The sequence below is a fragment of the Dendronalium phyllosphericum CENA369 genome (assembly GCF_016056275.1).
GTDB lineage: Bacteria > Cyanobacteriota > Cyanobacteriia > Cyanobacteriales > Nostocaceae > Dendronalium > Dendronalium phyllosphericum.
Genome location: NZ_JAECZA010000010.1, coordinates 1 through 21733, shown reverse-complemented (window position 1 = coordinate 21733; position 21733 = coordinate 1). Strand labels below are relative to the sequence as shown.

The window sequence follows — 21733 nt, the reverse complement described above, 5'->3', positions numbered from 1 at the left end:
CAGCGGTACTAGTAATATTAAGTTTGCATAGTTACTGATAATTTTCATTTAACCTCACCCTTCTCCTTAATAAAAAGAGGGGATGGAAGTAAAGTTTTTCATACAAGTAAGTAACAAAACTTGATATTACACATCTACTAAACTAATCTCACGCTTTTCTTTATTGAGTCTTTGGCGTTTTTGATATTGTTGTCGCCGATTTATTCTCTCTTGTTGTTCCTCGATCTCAATGGTTATTTCTTCAGGATTCTCATTTTCATTGCTGTTTAGGAATTCTGCAAGCGAGCGGATTGTTAGACCTTCGTAAAGACTAACTACTGGGATTTCTTTATTGAGTAACTTTTTCAAGTCAGCAGTAACTTGAACTGCCAACAGAGAGTCACCACCCAAATCAAAGAAATTGTCATCAATTCCTATTTTTTCAAAACCAAAAACTTTTTGCCAAACATTAGCTATTTGTTGTTCTAGTTCGTTACTAGGAGCAATATAAGGAGTTGCAAGGTTTGGTCTAGGATAGGATGAATTTACTTTATCAACTACTTGAGAATTGATTTGATTTTCTCTAAGTGCAATTTGCTGTAACTGCTCTAGTCGCAAGTTTAACAGGCTGGAAAAATCCAGCTTTTGCATATTTGCAAACAACTGCATATTTACACTTGGTGTCAAACTCCACAACTGCATAACTGCTTGGGGAATTGTCTCTAATGTTTGCAATTCTTGCAACAAGCTGTCATAGTCTTGACTCAAAGCCGGATTAATTGTGTACGAGCGTTCTCCGACTTTGCTAAATTGTTCGCCAACTCTGACAGTAATTACTTCTTGGTTTGTCACCTGCAAAAATTGTATGATTTGATTGCTTGCGCTACTTTCATCGACAAACAATAACCAGTTGAGTTTCTGTTGTGTCAATGCGATATTTACTGCTAAAGCTGTATCTTGCTTGACTGGTGCTAATTTTGATGTTTGCGGTTCAATCCAATACCTTTGGCGTTCAAAAGGATAAGTTGGCAAAGACAGCCGTTGGCGATGTTCGTCAGTGTATAAACCAGACCAATCTATCTGCACACCTGCTAACCAAAGCTGTCCCAAGGTGTTCTGCAAGAAAGCTGCATCTGATTGTTGGTCTTGGGGATGGCGTAAGGAAGCCAGTGTTATTTGCTCTGGTTTTTTACTAGGATGGCGGAGAACAAAGGTGCTTAATGTGCGACCAGGGCCAACCTCTAAGAATAAGCGATCGCTTTCTTGCAATAATTCCTCTATACCCTGAGCAAATCGTACTGTTTGCCTTAAATGTTTGGCCCAGTAATTGGGGTCTGTAGCTTCGATGTCAGTAATCCAAGTACCACTGACATTAGAAATGTAGGGAATTTGTGGCGGGTTCAAACGACAACCTTTGACTAACTCTGTGAAAGTCAACAGAATTGGTTCCATCATTGCCGAATGAAAAGCATGGGAGGTATGCAGAGGACGGCATTCTATACCTTGGCTCGTCAGATGGTTGTGCAAGCTTGCTACAGCGTCTATTGTCCCTGCAACTACACACATAGATGGTGTGTTGATAGTAGCTAATGAAAGTTCTGAGTTTAAAAAGGGTTTGATTTCTTTTTCTGGTAAAGGTACAGCCAGCATTGACCCTGGCGGTAGTTGCTGCATTAGCCGACCGCGTGCTGCAACCAAAGCTAGAGCATCTTCTAAAGAAAACACTCCTGCCAAGCAAGCGGCTACATATTCGCCAATGCTATGACCAATCATAGCTTCTGGCTGAATACCCCAAGACATCCACAGTTTTGCCAAAGCATATTCGATAACGAATAGGGCTGGTTGGGTGAGATAAGTTTGATTAAGTTGTTGGGTGGCGACTGCTAAATCTTCAGTTGGGTACAGTACAGTTCGCAAATCCAATCCCAAGTGAGGTTCGAGCAATTGAGCGCATCGGTCTACTTCCTGCTGAAATGTCGGCTCTACTTGGTAAAGTTCCTGCGCCATATTCACATACTGAGAGCCTTGACCGGGGAACAGAAAAGTCACTGGTCGTGTTAGTTCTTGAGAGTGAGTCAGAACTTGTTTTGGTTCCAGGGTTTGCAATGCAACTACTGCTTCTGCTTGGTCATGACAGACTAACATCCGGTGGTGCTTATGGGTTCTGCGACCGACTTGCAAGGTATATGCGACATCAGCAAGATTCAGATTGGGGTGCTGCTGCAAATATTCTGCTAGGTTAGCCGTCATGGTTTCCAATGCAGAATTAGTTTTGGCTGACAGGAGTAACAATTGCGAAGGACGGTTAGTTTCTGAAGTTGCGATATCTGGTGCTTGTTCTAAAATTACGTGGGCGTTAGTACCGCCAATGCCGAAGGAACTAACTCCGGCTCGTCGGGGTGTACCAGATGTTTTCCACTCAGTTAATTGAGTGTTGACGTAGAAGGGACTGTTAACAAAGTCAATTTTCGGATGAGGCTGCTCAAAGTTTAAACTAGGCGGCAGCATTTGGTGTTTGAGTGCTAAAGCAGTTTTGATTAAACCGGTGATACCGGCGGCTGTATCTAAATGTCCGATGTTGGTTTTAACTGAACCAATGGCGCAGAACTGTTTTTGGTCGGTACTTGTCCGAAAAGCCTGGGTGAGAGCTGCAATTTCAATGGGGTCGCCCAAAGCTGTGGCAGTACCGTGGGCTTCAATATAAGTAATTGTCTCGGCTGCTACCTCAGCCATGACTTGGGCTGCTTGAATTACCTTGGCTTGTCCTTCCACACTCGGAGCTGTATAGCCAACCTTTAACGAACCATCATTATTGATTGCCGAACCTTTGATGACAGCATAAATGCGATCGCCATCTGCTAAAGCATTTTCTAGTCGCTTGAGAACAACAATCCCCGCACCAGCACCAACAACCATTCCCTGTGCTTTAGCATCAAAGGCGCGACAATGTCCATCGGGAGATAAAATCCCGCCTTGTTGATAGAGATAACCTGTCTTTTGAGGCAAGGGTATGGAAACACCACCAGCTAAAGCCATCTCGCAATCTCCACTCAGCAAGCTTTGGCAAGCGAGGTGAACGGCAACTAACGATGAGGAGCAAGTCGTTTGCACGGTAATACTCGGCCCAGTCAAGTTGAGTTTATAAGAAACCAAAGTGCTGAGATGGTCTTTATCATTGGCAGCAATTGCTGATGTTTCTAGCAACTCCCGATTGCCATAAAGATTATTTAGCAAGTAATTATTCATGCCCGAACTAGCAAAAACACCAATGGGACTTTCATAAGTTTGGGAGTTATAGCCAGCATTTTCTAACGCTTGCCAAGCACATTCTAAAAACAGGCGGTGTTGAGGATCGATAATTTCGGCTTCTCTAGGGGTGTAGCCGAAGAAAGCAGCGTCAAACTTCTCTACATCTGTCAACACAGATCCCGCTTTCACATAGTCGGGATTATCTAGTGAAGCTTGGTCTATACCCTCAGATAATAATTCCTCATCCGAGAACGATGAGATTGACTCAACACCATTAATGAGATTGTGCCAAAACTCATCAGTATCTTTCGCTCCGGGAAAACGCCCAGATAAACCGATAATAGCAACTTCTAAACCAGTGTATTGGGTGGATGTACTGAGATCCATGTTCTACCTTCTTAACTTCTTATTGCTGGGATGAACGCGCTAAACGTTGCTTAAGACGGTTTCTACCCGCTTTCATGTCTTCTAAGTTGTTTTGTTGTAAAGCAGGTGTGGTGTCGCCCTTATTTAGACTGAGATGTTTTGTTAAAAGGCTGACAGTGGAATATTTAAACATCTCTATTATGGATACATCTCGATTCAGGGTTTTCCGCAAGCGATCGTGAACTTGAATGACTAACAATGAGTGACCGCCAAGGTCAAAAAAGTTGTCATGCAAACCCACCTTTTCAACTTGCAGTACTTCTTGCCAAATATTGGCTATGGTGCGCTCTAACTCTGTTCGTGGAGCGATATATGAGGCGGATAATTCCGTTTGCCGATCTGGGGCTGGCAAAGAACGACGATTCAGTTTGCCATTTGGTAAAACGGGCAGTGCCTCTAGCAGCACAAATGCCGACGGCAGCATAAAGTTAGGCAAGCGTTCTTGCAGAAAGCTTCGCAGGTCGCTAATACTTGGCTTTTGATCGGGTTGGGGAACCACATAAGCTACCAATCGGCGATCGCCTGGAACATCTTCCCGTGCCTGTAACACCACTTCTTTCACAGCGGGATGTTGTAGTAGTGCTAGTTCAATCTCGCTTAATTCTATGCGGAAACCGCGAATCTTTACTTGGTCGTCAATCCGACCGAGAAATTCAATCGTTTTGTTGGCACGATAACGCACCAAATCCCCAGTTTTATACAAGCGTGCGCCAGGTTCAGTACTGAAAGGATTGGGAATAAATTTCTCTGCTGTTAAATCCGGTCGATTGAGATAGCCTCTAGCTAAACCAGCACCACCAATATACAGTTCTCCCCTGACTCCAAGGGGAACGGGTTGTAAAGACTCATCCAAAACATAAGTCTGGACATTGGCGATCGCTCGTCCAATAGTAACTTCTGATGCCTCTTTTAATTCGCCCATTGTGGCGACAATAGTTGATTCTGTCGGGCCGTAGGTGTTAATTAGGGATACAACCTGTCCCACAGAATCGTGCCACTTCGCCAAGCGTTCTGGTATAGCTCGTTCGCCACCGATAATTACTAATCGTACCGAACTGGGAAAACTGGCAGTGCTTGTTTCCAAGTTAGCTGCTAGCTCGTGCCAATATGACGTTGGCAGGTTGAGGATATTAATCTGCCAATTCTGGCAAGTTTCTAAAAATGTTGACACAGAAGCCAACATTCTATCAGTTCGCAGTACAAGGGTTGCACCTCTTGTCAGACAAGGATAGATTTCTTCCGCGCTGGTATCGAAACTGATAGAGGCAAATTGTAGAAGTCGGTCATTCGCCTTTATTTTGTAAGCTTGACTAGCTGTATTGGTGTAACTCACCAAAGACCTGTGTTGTATGGCTACACCTTTGGGACGACCTGTAGAGCCGGAAGTGTAAATGATATAAGCAAGATTGTCTGCTGTGACTGAGGTATGGGGGTTTTCTTCGCCATATTCAGCGATCGCCTGCCAATCTGCATCTAGACAAACAACTTTAGTTTGGCATTCTGGCAAACTTGTCAGTAGCCGTTCTTGGGTAAGCAACACAGGTACTTGAGCGTCTGACAGCATTAAAGCCAGGCGATCGCTGGGATAAGTTGGGTCTAGAGGTACATACGCCCCACCAGCCTTGAGAATACCCAACATTCCCACCAACAAATCTAAAGAACGTTCCAGACAAATGCCCACCCGTGTTTCTGGTTGGATACCCTGAGCTAAAAGATAATGAGCTAATTGGTTAGCGCGACGGTTTAACTCTTGATAACTCAAGGATTCATCTTCTAAACAAACAGCGATCGCATTGGGAGTTAGTTCTACCTGCTGCTCAAATAACTGATGGATACATCTATCTTCCCCAACAGAGGTTTTGCTATTGTTCCCATCGAGTAATAACTGCTGACGTTCGCTTACCTTTAATAGCGGTAAATTGATAATCTGCTGGTTACTATTGGCAACGATACTTTCTAGTAAAGTTTGGAAATGCCCTGCCAGGCGATCGATAGTTGTGGCATCAAATAAATCAGTGTTGTATTCCCAAAAGCCAGCGATGCCGTTAGGAGTTTCCTCTAAACTGAGGGTTAAATCAAACATTGACGTTTCACGATCTATCGGCATTGATTGCAACGTCAGCCCCTTCAGTTCCAAGGCGGGTATTGAGACATTCTGAAGCACAAACATGACTTGGAAAAGCGGGTTACGGCTAGTATCGCGTTCCGATTGCACCACTTCCACCAGTTTTTCAAAGGGCAAATCTTGGTGGGCGTAAGCTCCTAAAGTCACCTCGCGCACTTTTTGCAACAACTCACTAAAGCTGGGATTTCCTCCCAAATCGGTACGCAGCACCAAGGTATTGACAAACATCCCGATTAATGGTTCAGTTTCTTTGCGGTTGCGGTTAGCGATGGGAGAACCCACAATAATGTCATCTTGTTGAGTGTAACGGTATAGCAACACCTTAAATGCTGCCAATAATGTCATAAACAAAGTGACACCTTCGCGCCCAGAAAGTACTTTTAACTCGTCAAGTAAAGCTTTGGGCAGTTCTATGGCTTGCTTATTGCCAACGAATGTCTGTACTGCTGGTCGCGGACGGTCTGTGGGTAAATCTAATAAGGAACTACCAGTAAGTTGCTCCTTCCAATAAGTTAGTTGTCGGTCTAGTACTTCTCTCTGCAACCACTGACGTTGCCACACTGCAAAGTCTGCATACTGAACAGACAACTCAGGCAAAGGTGAGGGTTTATCTGTGGAATAAGCTTCATACAGTGCCGCCATTTCCCGAATCATGACACCCATCGACCAGCCGTCAGAGATAATATGGTGCATACTCAACAGTAGTAAATGCTCTGTTTGAGCTAACTGCAAGAGTTTCACCCGTAAAAGCGGCCCTTGGAGCAAGTCAAAGGGTTCTTCAATCTCTTGTTTGACTAATTGTTGAATTTCTTGTTGTTGATTTGTTAACCGACTCAAATCGACTATGGGTAAAGATAAAGTCAAATTGGGGCAAATTACTTGTGATGGTTGTCCTTCTATGGTGGTGAAGGTCGTTCGCAAAGATTCATGACGTTGTACTACTTCATTCAAGCTTTGATGTAGTGCTGCCACATTCAGCGAACCCGTCATTTGTACAGCTTCGGTAATGTTATAAGCAGTGGTGAAAGTATCTAGTTGATTTAAGAACCACAACCGCCCTTGGGCAAAGGAAAGGGGTAAATTGCGCTCGCGCGAAATCGGCAGGATGGGTAAAGCTTTGACATCTGTTGCTTCGCGATGAATTTTGGCAATTTCCTCGGCAAGTTCGGCGACAGTAGGCGCTGCAAACAAGCTACGTAAGGGCAATTCCACTTGGAAAGCTTCCCGCAGTCGTGAAATGACTTGTGTTGCCAGTAAGGAATGTCCTCCCAAGGCAAAGAAGTTATCTTTGATACCTACTTTCTCCAGCCCCAGAATTTCCGACCATATAGCCGCCAGTAATTCCTCAACTACAGTTCTCGGCACTATATACTCGCTTTCTGATTCCCAGATGGTAACTTCTGGGATGGGCAGCGATCGCCGATCTACTTTCCCATTGGGAGTCAGTGGCAAAGTATCAAGGATGACAAAGGCAGCAGGTATCATAAATTCTGGCAGTTTTTCACCCAGGAAAGACCGCAGGGTTTTCACGGGTATTTCTTCTGCTGCTAGATAGGCAACTAAGCGCTTTTCACTCGGTCGGTCTTCTCTAGCAACAACCACAACATCCCGCACACCTGGATATTGGCGTAAAAGTGCCTCAATTTCACCTAATTCAATGCGGAAGCCGCGAATTTTTACTTGATGGTCGAGTCTTCCTAAATATTCGAGATTGCTATCGGGTAGATAGCGTACTAAATCACCAGTTTTATAAAGGCGTGATGGCTGATTGTTAAATGGATTGTGAATAAATTTTTGTGCGGTTAATTCCGGTCGATTCAAATAGCCACGAGCCAAACCGCAACCACCGATATACAATTCGCCAGGAACCCCAACTGGCACAGGTTGGAGGTAAGCATCTAAAACATAAACTTGGGTGTTGGCAATGGGACGACCAATAGTTACACGGTCTTCCGGCTGCACTAGCGTAAATGTGGAATAAGTCGTGTCTTCTGAAGGCCCGTAAAGGTTAAAGACTTGTTGGACGTTTGTTTGCTGATACAGTTGCTTGACCAGCTTTTGCGGTAGAGGTTCGCCTGCAAGGTTGATGGTGCGTATAGAAGCAGGTATGCCGTTAACTCTGAGTAATTCAGCGATCGCAGAGGGAACGGTATTAATCAGAGTTACACCATGAGATGCTGTTAAACTGGGCAATGCCAAGGCATTTTCGACTAAAATTACCTTGCCACCACAACTTAATGGGGCAAACAATTCAAAAACTGACAAATCAAAGCAAACTGAGGTTGCTGCTAGTACTCCAGCAAAATCCTCAGCGGTAAATACTTTTGTTGACCAATCTAAAAAGGCAACTGCGCTGCGGTGTTCGATAACAACGGCTTTTGGTTGGCCTGTAGAACCACTGGTGTAGAGGACGTAGGCGTTATTTTCTGGTGAAACTCGAACGTGGAGATTTTCATTACTTTCTTGGCTAATTGTTTCCCAGTCGGTGTCCAGACAAACTAATTGCGCCGCCGATCGTGTCAATTGGTCGCGCAGTTGGTTTTGGCTGAGTAACACTGGTGCTTGGGCATCTTGCAACATAAAAGCCAAGCGTTCTTGGGGATATTTCGGGTCGAGAGGAATGTAAGCGCCACCTGCTTTAAGAATGGCTAAAAGTCCCACCACTAATTCCCTGGAACGTTCTACACAAATACCCACTCGAACTTCAGGTTTAACACCCAACTTTTGCAAATAACGTGCTAATTGATTGGCACGTTGATTTAATTGTCGGTAAGTAAGTTGTTGGTCTTGAAAAACCAGCGCGATCGCATCGGGAGTTTTTTCTACTTGCGCTTCAAATAATTGATGGATGCATTTATCCTGCGGATAATCAGTCTGAGTATTATTCCACTCCTCCAAGATTTGATGTTTTTCCGGTTCAGTCAGCAAAGGCAAGTCAGCTAACTGCTGTGCTGGGTTAGCAATTATCCCTGCTAACAATGTTTGAAAATGCCCTGCCATTCTTTGAATGGTTTCAGCATCAAACAAGTCTGTGTTGTACTCTAACCAACCTTTGATTCCATCTGGTGTTTCTTCTAAATCGAGTGTCAAATCAAACTTCGCCGTGCCATTATCAATTTCTAATGGAGTTAATTGCAAACCAGAAAATTCCAGTGCTGGCATCGGAGCGTTTTGCAGAGCAAACATCACCTGAAACAGCGGTGTGTGGCTCATATCACGTTCTGGTTGCAAAGTTTCTACCAATTTTTCAAAAGGCAATTCCTGGTGGTTATACGCTTCTAAAACCACATCCCGCACGGTTGAAAGTAATTCTTTAAAGGTAGGATTTACTTCTAAATTAGTACGTAATACTACGGTATTAATGAAAAACCCGATTAAATCTTCAGTTTCTGCGCGATCGCGATTAGCAACCGGAGAACCAACAATTATATCTGCTTGCCCTGTGTAACGGTAGAGTAGGATTTTAAAAGCGGTTAGTAAAGTGATAAACGGGGTAACTCCTGTTTGCTGACTCAAGTTTGCAATTGCCTGCGATAGCGATTTAGACAACTGCAACTTTTGCCTTGCTCCGCAAAAGGTTTGCACAGGAGGGCGCGGTCGGTCGGTGGGTAATTGCAATACAGGTAAGCTACCAGCAAGTTGCTGTTTCCAGTAATTGAGTTGAGTTTCTAGCAAATCGCCTTGCAGTCTTTGTCGTTGCCAAACAGCGTAGTCTCCATACTGAATCGCAAGCGGCGATAAAGGTACTGGTTGATGATTTGAGAAAGCATCGTAAAAATTTGCCAACTCCCGCACCAACACCCCAAGAGACCAGCCATCAGAGATAATATGATGCATTGTCAAAAGTAAGATATGCTCCTCGTCTGACAAGCGTAAAACTTTAGCACGTAAAAGTGGCAACTGCGACAAATCAAAAGGCTGTTTGGCTTCTTGGGCAGCTAATTGCAGATATTGAGTCTGGCGATCGCTTTTTGAATACTCTTCTAGGTTGATTATCGGTACTGTCAGAGTTTGGTTCGAGTGAATTATCTGTACTGGCTGGCGATCGACTGTAGTAAATGTAGTTCGCAAAGCTTCATGACGCTGTACAATTTCATTTAAGCTTTGTTGTAACGCAGATATGTTTAAGCGTCCGGCAATGCGTACTACTGCTGGGATGTTGTAGACATCGCTTCCAGGTTGCAACTGGTCGAGGAACCACAGTCTAGCTTGTGGAAAAGAAACAGGTGCGGTAGCAGGGTTTTCTCTGGGAGAAATCTTTGATGTTTGTTCTAGTTCTATACCTTCTTCAGCTAGCAAGTATGCGAGAAGTTCGCGCTGTTCTGCGGAAAGTCCGGTTTGGTTTGTTAATTGATTTTCTATCATCTTTACTTTTAAACAAATAGAAATAATTAGATTTGATTCCCAAAAAAATCCTCAAAGCTTTCAACCCCTTTGCATCTATTTCTGTTGACCCAGTTTTCTAAATGTCCTCAGAAAATTGGGCTTACTCGATTAATTAGTTCTGGAACTAGAGATTTATGCAAAACGAAGAAATAAAGCACCCTAATATGACCAAGCCATCAATGAGAGCTGGTGTCAGAGTATAAGAGGAATGGCACTAAGTACAAGATTTCACAAGTTCGTAACGAATTAACTTCAGAAAGACTTTGCGTTACTCCCTTCGGATTCACCAGTCGCCTGATGCCACTTTCCTTAACGGGGGAAACCCCCGCACGGAAGTGGCTCCGGAGGGAAACCCTCCCGCAGCGCTGGTTCACTGCGCTGACTCCGCGTCCCTCTGCGTTTTTAAACGTTACGAAGCACTTTTTTTACTTACCTTTTTTTTGCTGAAGTGTTGCTTGCAGTTGTTGGGTTGACATCGCTGCGATTTTTTGGAACACCTGAGCAATCTTTTCTATCTGACCTAGTTTTGTTTCACGAGCAATCAAAAGTTGTGAAAGCTTCGCTATAGTAGTAGCCTCAAACAAATTATGTACAGGTAGTTCTACATTAAAGATATCCCTGATTCTGGAAATCACTTGGATAGCAAGTAAAGAATGTCCCCCCAACTCAAAGAAATTGTCGTGAATGCCAACGCGCTCAACTTGCAAAATTTCACGCCAGATCCCTGCTAAAACTTCTTCCAACGCTGTGCTGGGGGGAACATAAGTAACATGATGCTCTAAGCTAGCAGCGTCGAATGCTGGTAATGCTCGGTAGTCTAACTTGCCATTTGGTGTCCGTGGCATTTGTGGAATAGTGACAAAAACACTGGGAATCATGTAGTCGGGTAAATGACGAGATAGATAAGAACGTAAGTTTTTGGCGGATAGTTGCTGATTATCCTCGTGGAGATTATCTTCACCTTGAGAGGAGAGTATTCCGTATAAGGAGTCTTCGCCGACGGAGGCAGAAAATTCAAGTAACTGTTGATGCTCTTTGGGTACAAGGTAAGCGATTAAGCGTTTCTGGGATGCTTCGTTATCTGTGTTATTTTGCACCACTACAGCAACTTCTTCTACTCCTGGATATTGGCGCAAAACCGCTTCAATTTCGCCTAATTCCAAGCGGAAGCCGCGAATTTTCACTTGCTCGTCAAGCCGACCGAGGAATTCGATGTTACCATCGGGCTGGTAACGGGCTAAGTCACCAGTTTTATACAGTCGTGCGCCTGGTTCATCGCTAAATGGGTGGGGGATAAATTTTTCGGCGGTCGTGTCGGGGCGATTTAAGTAACCACGGGATAAGCCCGCACCACCAACATACAGTTCTCCAGGTACGCCAATGGGTACGGGTTGTAAATAAGTATCGAGGATGTAAATTTGTTGGTTAGCGATAGGACGACCGATGGAAATAACTTCTGAGTGCGGCTGGCATACCCAGGATGTCGCATCAATGGATACTTCTGTGGGGCCGTAGCAGTTGTGAAGTTCCACCCCTCTAAGACGGCTAAAGAAGCGATCGCTCAGTTTTTTTGGTAAAGCCTCGCCACCACAGGTAATATAGCGTAGGGACTGACAAGCTTCTAAACCTGGTTGTTCCAAAATCAATTGCAACATAGCAGGCACAAAGTCTGCGATCGAAATTTGCTGCTGTGCCATCACTTGGACAAGATAACTGGGGTCTTGATGACCGTTTGGTTTAGCCATCACCAGACTTGCCCCTGACAGCAACGGTGCGAAAAATTCCCAAACACAGACATCGAAACTAAAGGAGGTTTTCTGCAATACTCGGTCTTTGGATGTTAATTGGTAACGTTCTATACCCCAAACTATACGATTGACAATACCAGCGTGGGCGATCGCAACTCCTTTTGGTTGTCCGGTAGAACCAGATGTATAGATAATGTAAGCAAGGTTGGCAGGGGTAACTGCAACAGTTAATTTCTCTGTGCTTTTTTGGTTAATGATTTCCCAATCTGTATCCAGGCAAATCATAGAGGCAGAATATTCTGGCAAGCTGGTAAGTAGGAAATTTTGGGTCAGCAGTACCCGAACTTCGGCATCTGCCAGCATGAAAGCAATACGTTCTTTTGGATACGTGGGGTCAATAGGTACGTAAGTACCGCCAGCCTTGAGTACGCCTAGCACCCCAACTGCCATTTCCAAAGAGCGATCGAGGTAGATACCCACCCTGACTTCTGATTTTACGCCACTAGCTTGTAGATAATGTGCTAGTTGATTGGCTTGCTGGTTCAGTTCCCGATAGGTAAGTTGTTTGTCTTGGAAAATTACCGCAATAGCATCGGGAGTTTTCTCTACCTGAGCCTCAAATAGTTCGTGAAGACACACATCTTTGGGATAATCAGTCTGAGTAGCATTCCATACGAGCAGTTGTTGCTTTTCGACTGCTGTTAATAAGGGCAAAGTCGAGAGGGGCTGTTGGGAATTAGCAACGATATTTTCTAGTAAAGTTTGGAAATGACCCGCCATGCGAGTAATTGTGTCTGGATTAAACAAGTCGGCGTTGTACTCAAATGATGCTGCTAGAGAGCCATTAACTTCCGCCATTGTCAGAGTTAAATCAAACTGAGCGACTTTTTGTTCCAGCGCTAGAGATTCCATCTGCAATTCACCCAGATCTATCTCTACCCCAGTTTCATTTAAGGTGAAGGCTGTTAAATCTTGGTGCAACAGATGCGCTTTTTGCAAAACGAACATGGTTTGGAATAAAGGCGAACGACTTGAGTCGCGTACCGTTTGCAACCGCTCGACTAAAAGTGCAAAGGGATAATCTTGATGTGTAAAAGCATCTAGTACTGTTTGACGTACTTGGACTAAAAATTTCTCAAAGCTTAAATTTCCCGAAACATTTGACCGGATCGCTACAGGGTTAACAAAGTAACCCAGGACTCCAGCTAACTCAGCTTCACTTCTACCAGCTGTTGGAGAACCGACTATAATATCTTCTTGACCTGTATAGCGATGGAGCAGCAGTTGATAAGCTGCAAGTAAAGTCATGTAGAGAGTAGTGCCAAAAGTGCGACTTTTAGTCTTAAGTTTTTCCGTCAGTTCCGCATTTAACTTGAAAGGAACAGAAGCACCTCGATAAGTTTGTACGGGGGGTCGCGGGCGGTCAGTAGGTAAATTTAATACTGGTAACTCCCCGGCTAGTTGCTGCTGCCAATATGTCCAAAGCTGTTCTGCTTTTGGACTTGCTAGCATTTGAGCTTGTTTGTAAGAATAGTCAATGTACTGTAGTCCCAAGGGAGGCAGAGATAGGTCAGAATTTTTCTTTTCTGCTTGGTATAGCGTTCCCAACTCCTGCGCCATGACTGCTAAAGACCAAAAGTCGGTAATGATGTGATGGACAACCAGAAGCAGAATGTGTCCCCCTAGCGAGTTAGTAAAGAGATTCACCCGCATCAGGGATTGCTCTAAATTGAAAGGACGGTAAGCTTCTTGAGTGAGACGTTCTTCCAGCAAGGTTTTACTCCAGCTAGAAACATCTTCCTGTTGAAAGCAAACATCCATCTGTTGATGAATTAGTTGCAGTGGTTCGCCTTGTTTAGCAGTGAAGGTAGTTCGTAAAGCAGGATAGCGATCGACCAATTTCTGAAAAGCACGTTGCAGCGCTGCAATATCTACATCTCCTTTCAGTAGCACTGCACTAGCAATGTTGTAAGCTGGACTTGCTGGCGCTAGCTGATGCATAAACCAAAGCGATCGCTGTCCATAAGACAGAATTTGCTCGCCATCATTATACTGGACTGGTGCGATCGCACTCTCTTGGCTGGAGGCATTAGCTGTCAACCCATCTAGTACTTGGTTAGCAATCTGGGCAATACTATCACCTTGCAAAAAACTGGTCATAGACAAGACAACGCCCAAATCAGTTTCAATACTGTTTTTTAGTTCAACAGCCATCAAAGAGTCTAAACCTAGCGTGCTTAAGGGCTGTTGGATATCTAATTGGGAAATCCCTAGCCGCAGCGTCCGAGCGACGAGTTGCTGAAGATAAATTTCTAGCTGTCGCTTTTGGTCTGGCGATGTCATTTCCAGAAGATTTTCTCGTTTGAGGCTATCAAACTGAACTACCACAGAAGATTCTTCTGAGATGCTGCTACCTACTACATCTAGATTGCGATCGCGAAAGCCTATGCGACAGGCATGACGTTGAATCTTACCACTAGAAGTCTTAGGAATATTTCCTGGTTTGAGCAATTGGATAGCATAAACTTGCAGTTCGTGTTGTTCTGCTACCGCCTGACGAATAGCTTTCACTACCTCTTCGACATCAAAATTCCGCAAGTGGCTTCGCTTGACTTCCACAACAACTGCTAGCCGTTCTTCACCTGCAACATGAATGGCAAATGCCCCACTACAGCTTGCTTGCAGTGCCGGATGGCTCTGTTCTACTGTCAATTCTATGTCTTGGGGATAATGGTTACGACCTCGGATGATAATCATATCCTTGAGGCGACCGGTAACATACAATTCGCCTGAGTGTAAAAATCCTAAGTCGCCAGTACGCAGAAATGGCCCTTCGCCAGTATCTTTGAGGTAGGCTCGAAAAGTGCTTTGGGTCTGTTCGGTTCTTTGCCAATAACCCTGAGTCACACTTGCACCAGCAACCCAAATTTCACCAACTTCACCAGCTAAACAGCTAGTTAATGTTTCAGGATGGGCAATAACTACCCGCAAATCCTCTAAAGGTTGACCGGAGCTAACTAAGGTCTGAGCGGTATCATCTTTTACGGTGGTTGCAACGATCTGATTTTTTTCGAGGGCTGCTTTCTCGACGGTTTGGAATACTGGCGGTGTTTCCTTGCGATCGCCAGAAACAATCAGCGTTGTTTCTGCCATACCGTAACATGGATAAAAAGCCTCCCGACGAAAGCCACAAGCTGCAAATGTTTGTGCAAAGCGTTCTATAGTTTCGGCGCGGACGGGTTCTGCACCATTGAAAGCAACTTCCCAGCTACTTAAATCAAGAGTCGCTCGTTGTTCGGGAGTAATCTTGCGAATGCATAAATCGTAAGCAAAATTAGGCCCGCCACTGGTGGTAGCTTTGTATTGAGAAATTGCTTGCAACCAGCGGTAAGGATTTTGCAGAAAAGCGATCGGCGGCACCAGTATACATTGTGTCCCTAAATACAGAGGCTGAAGCACATTCCCAATCAAACCCATGTCATGGAACAAAGGCAACCAGCCGACAATAATACTTTGTTCGTTATGCCCAAAACCTGATTCAATCAGTTTTTCGTTGTGTAAAATGTTTCCATGACTGACCATTACACCTTTTGGTGTAGAAGTAGAACCTGAAGTATATTGCAGAAAAGCCAATGTATCTTCAGTAATACTAATTTCCTGCCAATTGTTTTCTAGATTGCCTACAAAACTGTCAGTAGCAAACCATTGTAGAGGCTTCAGTTCTGGATTGTTTTCTAATAAGCGAGAACTGTTAGATAATATCTGTGCGGTAGTAAGTACAATCTTTGCTTGGGCATCCGTCACAATAGCTTGCAGCCGAGGTGTGGGTTTATTTAAATGCGGAGGATAGGCTGGAACAGCAACAATTCCTGCATACAGACAGCCAAAAAACGCTGGAATAAATTCTAAACCAGATGGATACAGAAGTAAGGCGCGTTCTCCCTTGGTGATACCTGTAGACTGCAATTGAGAAGCAATCACCTGAGCCTGTAAATTCAATTCTTGATAAGTCAATGTAGCTATTTCTGTTTCACCATCCTGCAAAAATCGGAAAGCTATTTTGTTTGGTTGGTGTAATGCTTTGTAACGTAGTAAGTCTACTAATGTAGAAAATTTCAATTTATTGAATAATAAGTCGTTCATTTTACTTAAGCCTATTGGATAAATATTTAAAATTGATTAAAACTGACAATATCTGTGACTAATCTGCTAATATTGTTAATTTAAAAAAGCATTTTTATAAATTAAGTATATCAACATTTATTATTTTGTAATTTGAACGTTATGCTAATCTTTTTTTGATTAAAGTATAAAGCATTTAAAGTTAATCAAAAATTTTATTTTCTAGTTAAATACTTAAAGTATTGATACGCTTAACTAGTCATTTTTTTTTAATTTCTTGCTCAAATTCACACTGAATATTATATTTAATTTGCTGTTTTTGCAGTTTAGTTAATATTTACCCATATTCAGCTAAAGCTGCTATATCATATTGTAAATTCTTCAAATCAACTATTTGATGATTATCTAAAGATTCCGGAATTTTGATTGATGTTATATCAGATTTTTGACTCATTGGTTAAACAGCTGCTACTATATAAAAATCAGCCCTTTTAATAGTGCTGTCCTACAGCTGATATAAATATTCATCAATCGTAGTTCTACTGTTTTCTGACAGCAAGTGTTATTTGTTACATTTATTTATAAAATTACAATTACCAAGTCATACCGATTAGAGGTCATGACGAAATACAGTATCCGGTATCCGTATCCCAGCTGTAAGCTAAAAATCATTCAAATTGCATCCCCCTACCCTACTCTTCGAGAACGCCTAACGGCGAACGGGAACGACTTCATCGAACGGGTTCGGAAGTTTGCCCCTTTTCAAGTAAGAGGTTTAATCGAGCGAGAGGGTCTAGTTGATGCGCTTCCTCTGATGCGATCGCTAATTCTCTGCCATAAAGTCCACTTGGTATTGAGACGAGATCCTTGTAAAAATTTGGGATGCTCCCAATAAACCTGTCCAATTCTTATTGCCCTAAATTGCTCCGCAGCTTGGCGATGTCACGATGCGGGGGAATACCAAATAGTTTTTTATATTCCCGGCTGAAATAAGACGGGTCATCGTAACCGACGCGAAAGCTAGCGATCGCCACATCCATGTTTTCGCCAAGCATCAGACGGCGCGCTTCCTGAAGCCGTATTTGTTTCTGGAACTGCAAAGGACTCATCGCCGTGACGGACTTAAAATGTTGGTGAAAGCCTGACACGCTCATACCGATCTCGCGGGCTGTATCTTCGATTTTCAGAGGCTGATCGATGTTCTCGCGGATTTGCTTGACCACCCTGGAGATGCGCTGCGCGTCGCCTTCGGTAGTGATAAGCTGGCCCAGGCGTGCGCTCTGTTTTCCCTTTAAAAGCCGGTAGATGATCTCGCGGATGATGAGCGGCGCGAGAAACTTGATTTCGTCCGGCGTATCAAATAGTTTCACCAATTTGACGACAGCATCCAGCAAATCGGCATCAACTGGGCTGACATCCATCGCCTTGACTCCAGTGCGGCTTTTTTTAGTTTCGATGCCAGATTCAATCATCACCGCAGCCACAAGTGCCGGATCGAGGTCTATGCGAAGATTCAAATAAGGTTTTTCAAGGGACGCTTCGACGACATTACTCATAATCGGCAAATCAAGCGTCGAGATTAAGTAATGACCAGAATCATAGTGAAATAATTCATCGTTCAAAAGCACATTCTTGCTGCCCTGCGCGATGACGCAGAAGGCGGGCTTTAATACGGATACCTGGCTCTCGGTCGGTTTCGACGATTGATATATGAAAATGCCTGGAAACACTTCCAAAAGGCTGTTTTCGGCAGCGAGACGAATCATTCTTTCGATCAGCTCTTCCCGATTGATCTGCATCTTTCGCTTTTCAAATTCTGCTTCTTTTTGGTTCATAAATTTATATTAAACATTTTGTTTCTGTTCAGCACCTTGCACGGCGATTTTTTGGAGAATTGTCCGGTTTTTTTCGATGAATGTCCTCACGCTATCCGTTTTCACACCCGCATAATTGAACTTATACAGCAAACAGTAGAAACGCTGCTGATAAAACCAGATTGATATTTGGAGAAATTTAAGATTAATAGAGCAACAATTTCGGTGTGTAAATCTCACAATGAAAAGGGGAGAAATTAGATGAAATATATATTAATTTTAGCAATGATGGCTCCTATGATAAGTGGGCAAGCTTACACACAAACAGAACAAAAAGGACAATTAGAAAAAACAAAAGAAATGGAACAAATAACACCAAAAGGATATACAACTTTTAAGTTAAGCGACAACGTTACGATGTATAAGGTTACTTTTAAAAACCAATACAAAATGAATGTTGCGGGACATCTATTTATTCCCAAGAATTTAGATCGGAGTAAAAAACATTCGGCGATCATTGTTGGGCATCCTATGGGAGCTGTAAAAGAACAAAGTGCCAACGTGTATGCTGCAAATATGGCTGAACGAGGGTTTGTGACTTTATCTCTTGACTTGTCTTTTTGGGGAGAGAGTGAGGGCGAACCACGCAACGCTGTTGCGCCTGATATTTATTCTGAAGATTTCAGTGCAGCAGTTGACTTTCTTGGGACGCGTCCATTTGTTGACAAAAACCGAATCGGAATAATTGGAGTTTGCGGCAGCGGCAGCTTTGTTATCAGTGCCGCTAAGATTGATCCGCGAATGAAAGCTGTTGCCACAGTCAGTATGTACGATATGGGAGCAGCGACCCGCAATGCGCTTAATCTTTCGCAAACCCTAGAGCAGAGAAAGAAACTTATAGCTGAGGCTGCGGAGCAGCGTTACGCAGAGTTTACCGGCGGCGAAACCAAATATACGGGCGGGACTGTTCATAAGTTGGATGAAAACACTCATCCTATTCAGCGTGAATTTTATGAATTCTACCGCACTTTGCGAGGTGAATACACTCCAAAAGGAGGGTCGCCGGAACTGACGACGCATCCGACATTGAGCAGTAACACTAAGTTTATGAACTTTTATCCGTTCAATGACATTGAAACGATTTCCCCTCGTCCGATGCTTTTCATTACGGGTGATAAGGCTCACTCTAGAGAGTTTAGTGAGGATGCCTACAAACGTGCAGCCGAACCGAAAGAACTGGTTATTGTTCCAAATGCCGGACACGTTGATTTATACGACAAAACCGATCTGATTCCTTTTGACAAGCTGGAAGGCTTTTTCAAAACGAATCTAAAGTAATCAGGAAGCAGAAACCAAGAAGTCGTTTCACTTTCAAAAAAGACGAATGAGCAATATGAAATTCTTAATCGTAATGATGTTTTCAGCAACATTGATTTTCGGCAGCTCCGTCGGTTGCAGTCAAGACCAATCGGGATTTGCTGGTAATACGAATATTAATAATCAAAGCAGTAATGCTGCCAACGAGACTAAAGGCAATAAGATGAAGATTAAAATCGGGTCAAAGACTTTCAATGCCACACTCTTTGACAATCCGACGGCAAACGCTTTCAAAGCGATGCTGCCGTTGAAGCTGAAGATGGATGAACTGAACGGCAACGAGAAAAAATATGATTTCTCGAACAATTTGCCGACCGACTCTTCCAATCCCAAAACAATCAACAAAGGCGATCTGATGGTTTGGGGAAGCAATACCTTAGTGCTTTTCTATAAAACATTTCCGACGCAATACAGTTATACAAAACTCGGACGGATGGACGATCCTTCAGGGCTTGAAGCCGCAGTAGGATCAAAAAACGTAACGGTGACGTTTGAATTAGAGTAATCACCAGGAGAATAAAATTATGAAAAATATAACAATCGGATTGATATTATGCGTGGCACTTTTTTTAGCCGTTGGATGCAGCAATCAGCAATCGGCTAATACGGAGCAAACAAAAATGGAAAAGGCGGAAAATAAAACTGAAAACACGATTTTTCCGAAGGGCGAAAAAGCCCCGGCGGAAACTTTTACAGGAACGGTTTATGTGCAGCCACTCGCTCCAAAAACCGAAAACAATAATTTTTCAATCGCCAGTGTGACCTTCGAGCCGGGCGCACGGGCAAACTGGCACAACCATCCGGCAGGACAAACTATACTCGTGACGATGGGCAAAGGGCTTTATCAAGAAAAAGGCAAACCCATCAAAACGATTAACAAAGGCGATGTAATTCTTTGCAATCCCGACATTGAACACTGGCACGGCGCATCACCCGAAAGCAGGATGACGCACGTTGTAATTACCAACTACAAAGGCGACAGTCAGGTGAATTGGCTCAAGCCTGTGACGGACGAGGAATATAAAGCTGACGCGAAATGACGGCTTTCAGAAATCTTGATTGGAATAAAAGTTAGGAGTTAAAAAATGACAACGAACGAGAATGGAAACTATATGGGAAAGGTTGCTTTTGTAACCGGAGCAGCGAACGGCATCGGTCGAGCTACGGCGCTGGCGTTTGCCCGTAAAGGCACTCATGTGGTGGTCGCCGACATTTCGGAACAGGGCAATCAAGAAACGGCGCGCACGATCGAAGACCTCGGCGGACGAGCGATCGCCGTCAAGTGTGATGTGACGCGAAGCGAGGACGTGAAGGCGGCTCTTTCCAAGACCATCGAAACCTTCGGGCGGCTGGACTTTGCCTTTAACAACGCCGGTGTGGAGCAGAAGAATGCAGCAACAGCCCAAATCGAAGAGTCAGAGTGGGATCGGATCGTCAACATTAACCTGCGCGGCGTTTTTCTGTGCATGAAGTATGAAATTCCTCTGCTACTCAAGCAAGGCGGCGGCGCGATCGTGAACACATCATCGGGCGCTGGGGTCATCGGCATCAAGGGTGGAGCCGCATACACCGCCGCAAAACACGGCTTGATCGGACTCACCAAGTCGGCGGCTCTCGACTACGCCTCGCAGAACATCCGCATCAACGCCGTCTGTCCTGGCTATATCGACACCTCGATGATGGATCGCTTCACCGGCGGCACTCCTGAAGGACGAGAACGGGCGCATCTAATCGTTAGGGGAGTACAAGGTTAGTGTTAATGGTTCGTCAGAAAACAAAGTATCAAACCGTTGATTAACCCAAGCTAAACGCAAATGTAGAAGGTGATTGAATCCATCCTCACTCCAACGCATTCCCACACCTTTGAAACGTTGTTGAATTAACCATTTACAAGCGCTTTCAACCATACCGGAGCCAATAGGCAAACCTAGTTTCTTAAAAGTGCGATACTGAATGTGTTTGAAGTGAGTGTTTAAGTAGTCTCGCACTTGACGCAAAATGGTTTGAGTCGCTTTTGAGGTGTTTTGAGACTTGCTTAACCAATTCAATTCTTGGATGATATTCTTTCCCCGGCCATGTCGTAATTGATGACACATCCTTTTGAACCACATTTGAGGTGTTCGGGCAGGATTACCGTCTGAGTAAGCACTTGCAGCTTTCCATAAGTGTTGTGCTGCATGATAGAAATCTAAAATGCCAATGGCACAGCGAGCAAAGGATTGCTCAAAGAGTCGCCAAAAGCCTCGTGCGCCATCACTAATCCAAACAACCGTTTCGGCAGTAGTCATGCCTTGTTTAAAAGCTTCAAGTCGAAGACGCGGTTGCAAGTCATCGATATCACCCAAGACAGCGACTAGCCGTCGCTGGTGTAAACGAGTAACCATTTCACCAGACTGCTTTTTATATTTACCTAAGCGAGCTACTAAGGCAATCTTCACCTCGCGCCAGACAATCTTGCCTTTAGGTGTTTGTGATTGAGAACGGAAAGGAACTGTTACGCCGTCCGC

The 21733-nt window shown here is 43.9% G+C and carries 9 protein-coding genes and 2 pseudogenes; 5 read left to right on the top strand and 6 right to left on the bottom strand.

Annotated elements, in window-relative coordinates; genetic code table 11:
• Positions 1-126: 126 nt before the first annotated feature.
• The 4 genes and pseudogenes from I8752_RS38560 to I8752_RS04240 form a co-directional block, all read right to left on the bottom strand.
• Positions 127-597, bottom strand: coding sequence for a phosphopantetheine-binding protein (locus tag I8752_RS38560; RefSeq protein ID WP_404827072.1), 471 nt, complete (start codon positions 595-597; stop codon positions 127-129).
• A pseudogene (locus tag I8752_RS04250) lies at positions 595-3615 on the bottom strand (type I polyketide synthase); the annotation flags it as partial. The pseudogene I8752_RS04250 and the gene I8752_RS38560, both read right to left, overlap by 3 nt.
• A gap of 19 nt (positions 3616-3634) precedes the next feature.
• Positions 3635-10144 (bottom strand): non-ribosomal peptide synthetase, encoded by a 6510-nt coding sequence (locus I8752_RS04245; RefSeq protein WP_214431085.1) that lies wholly within the window; start codon positions 10142-10144, stop codon positions 3635-3637.
• 446 nt (positions 10145-10590) lie between these two features.
• Positions 10591-16056: a non-ribosomal peptide synthetase gene (locus I8752_RS04240; RefSeq protein ID WP_214431084.1), complete on the bottom strand. Its 5466-nt coding sequence runs from the start codon at positions 16054-16056 to the stop codon at positions 10591-10593.
• Positions 16057-16654: 598 nt separating this feature from the next.
• On the opposite strand from I8752_RS04240, the gene I8752_RS04235 reads away from it, so the two are divergent.
• Complete coding sequence (locus I8752_RS04235; RefSeq protein ID WP_214431083.1) at positions 16655-16930, top strand: hypothetical protein; 276 nt, start codon at positions 16655-16657, stop codon at positions 16928-16930.
• 13 nt (positions 16931-16943) lie between these two features.
• Here I8752_RS04235 and I8752_RS04230 read toward each other — a convergent pair whose 3' ends face one another.
• Positions 16944-17870 carry an AraC family transcriptional regulator gene (locus I8752_RS04230; protein ID WP_214431082.1) on the bottom strand — a complete coding sequence of 309 codons (927 nt, stop codon included), beginning with the start codon at positions 17868-17870 and terminating at the stop codon, positions 16944-16946.
• Between the two features lie 240 nt (positions 17871-18110).
• Between I8752_RS04230 and I8752_RS04225 the strand changes: the two genes are divergently transcribed.
• Genes I8752_RS04225 through I8752_RS04210 form a run of 4 tightly spaced genes read left to right on the top strand, consistent with a single transcriptional unit; the run spans position 18111 to position 20980 of the window.
• The gene (locus I8752_RS04225; RefSeq protein ID WP_214431081.1) at positions 18111-19187 is read left to right on the top strand and encodes an alpha/beta hydrolase; all 1077 of its coding nucleotides are present in this window, start codon (positions 18111-18113) and stop codon (positions 19185-19187) included.
• Positions 19188-19242: 55 nt separating this feature from the next.
• A complete protein-coding gene (locus tag I8752_RS04220) occupies positions 19243-19731 on the top strand; it encodes a cyclophilin-like fold protein (protein ID WP_214431080.1) in 489 nt (162 codons plus the stop codon).
• A gap of 19 nt (positions 19732-19750) precedes the next feature.
• Positions 19751-20266 (top strand): (R)-mandelonitrile lyase, encoded by a 516-nt coding sequence (locus tag I8752_RS04215; protein ID WP_214431079.1) that lies wholly within the window; start codon positions 19751-19753, stop codon positions 20264-20266.
• Positions 20267-20311: 45 nt separating this feature from the next.
• Positions 20312-20980, top strand: a complete 669-nt coding sequence (locus I8752_RS04210) for an SDR family NAD(P)-dependent oxidoreductase (protein ID WP_214431078.1) — start codon at positions 20312-20314, stop codon at positions 20978-20980.
• On the opposite strand, the pseudogene I8752_RS04205 reads toward I8752_RS04210, so the two are convergent.
• Positions 20954-21733: pseudogene (locus I8752_RS04205) on the bottom strand (ISKra4-like element ISLesp2 family transposase); the annotation flags it as partial. The gene I8752_RS04210 and the pseudogene I8752_RS04205 sit on opposite strands and share 27 nt — an antisense overlap.

Excerpts from the sequence above, each read along its gene's own strand:
- I8752_RS04245 (WP_214431085.1), bottom strand. The coding sequence starts at position 10,144 with ATGATAGAAAATCAATTAACAAACCAAACCGGACTTTCCGCAGAACAG.
- I8752_RS04240 (WP_214431084.1), bottom strand. The coding sequence starts at position 16,056 with ATGAACGACTTATTATTCAATAAATTGAAATTTTCTACATTAGTAGAC.
- I8752_RS04235 (WP_214431083.1), top strand. The coding sequence starts at position 16,655 with ATGACGAAATACAGTATCCGGTATCCGTATCCCAGCTGTAAGCTAAAA.
- I8752_RS04230 (WP_214431082.1), bottom strand. The coding sequence starts at position 17,870 with ATGAACCAAAAAGAAGCAGAATTTGAAAAGCGAAAGATGCAGATCAAT.
- I8752_RS04225 (WP_214431081.1), top strand. The coding sequence starts at position 18,111 with ATGAAATATATATTAATTTTAGCAATGATGGCTCCTATGATAAGTGGG.
- I8752_RS04220 (WP_214431080.1), top strand. The coding sequence starts at position 19,243 with ATGAAATTCTTAATCGTAATGATGTTTTCAGCAACATTGATTTTCGGC.
- I8752_RS04215 (WP_214431079.1), top strand. The coding sequence starts at position 19,751 with ATGAAAAATATAACAATCGGATTGATATTATGCGTGGCACTTTTTTTA.
- I8752_RS04210 (WP_214431078.1), top strand. The coding sequence starts at position 20,312 with ATGACAACGAACGAGAATGGAAACTATATGGGAAAGGTTGCTTTTGTA.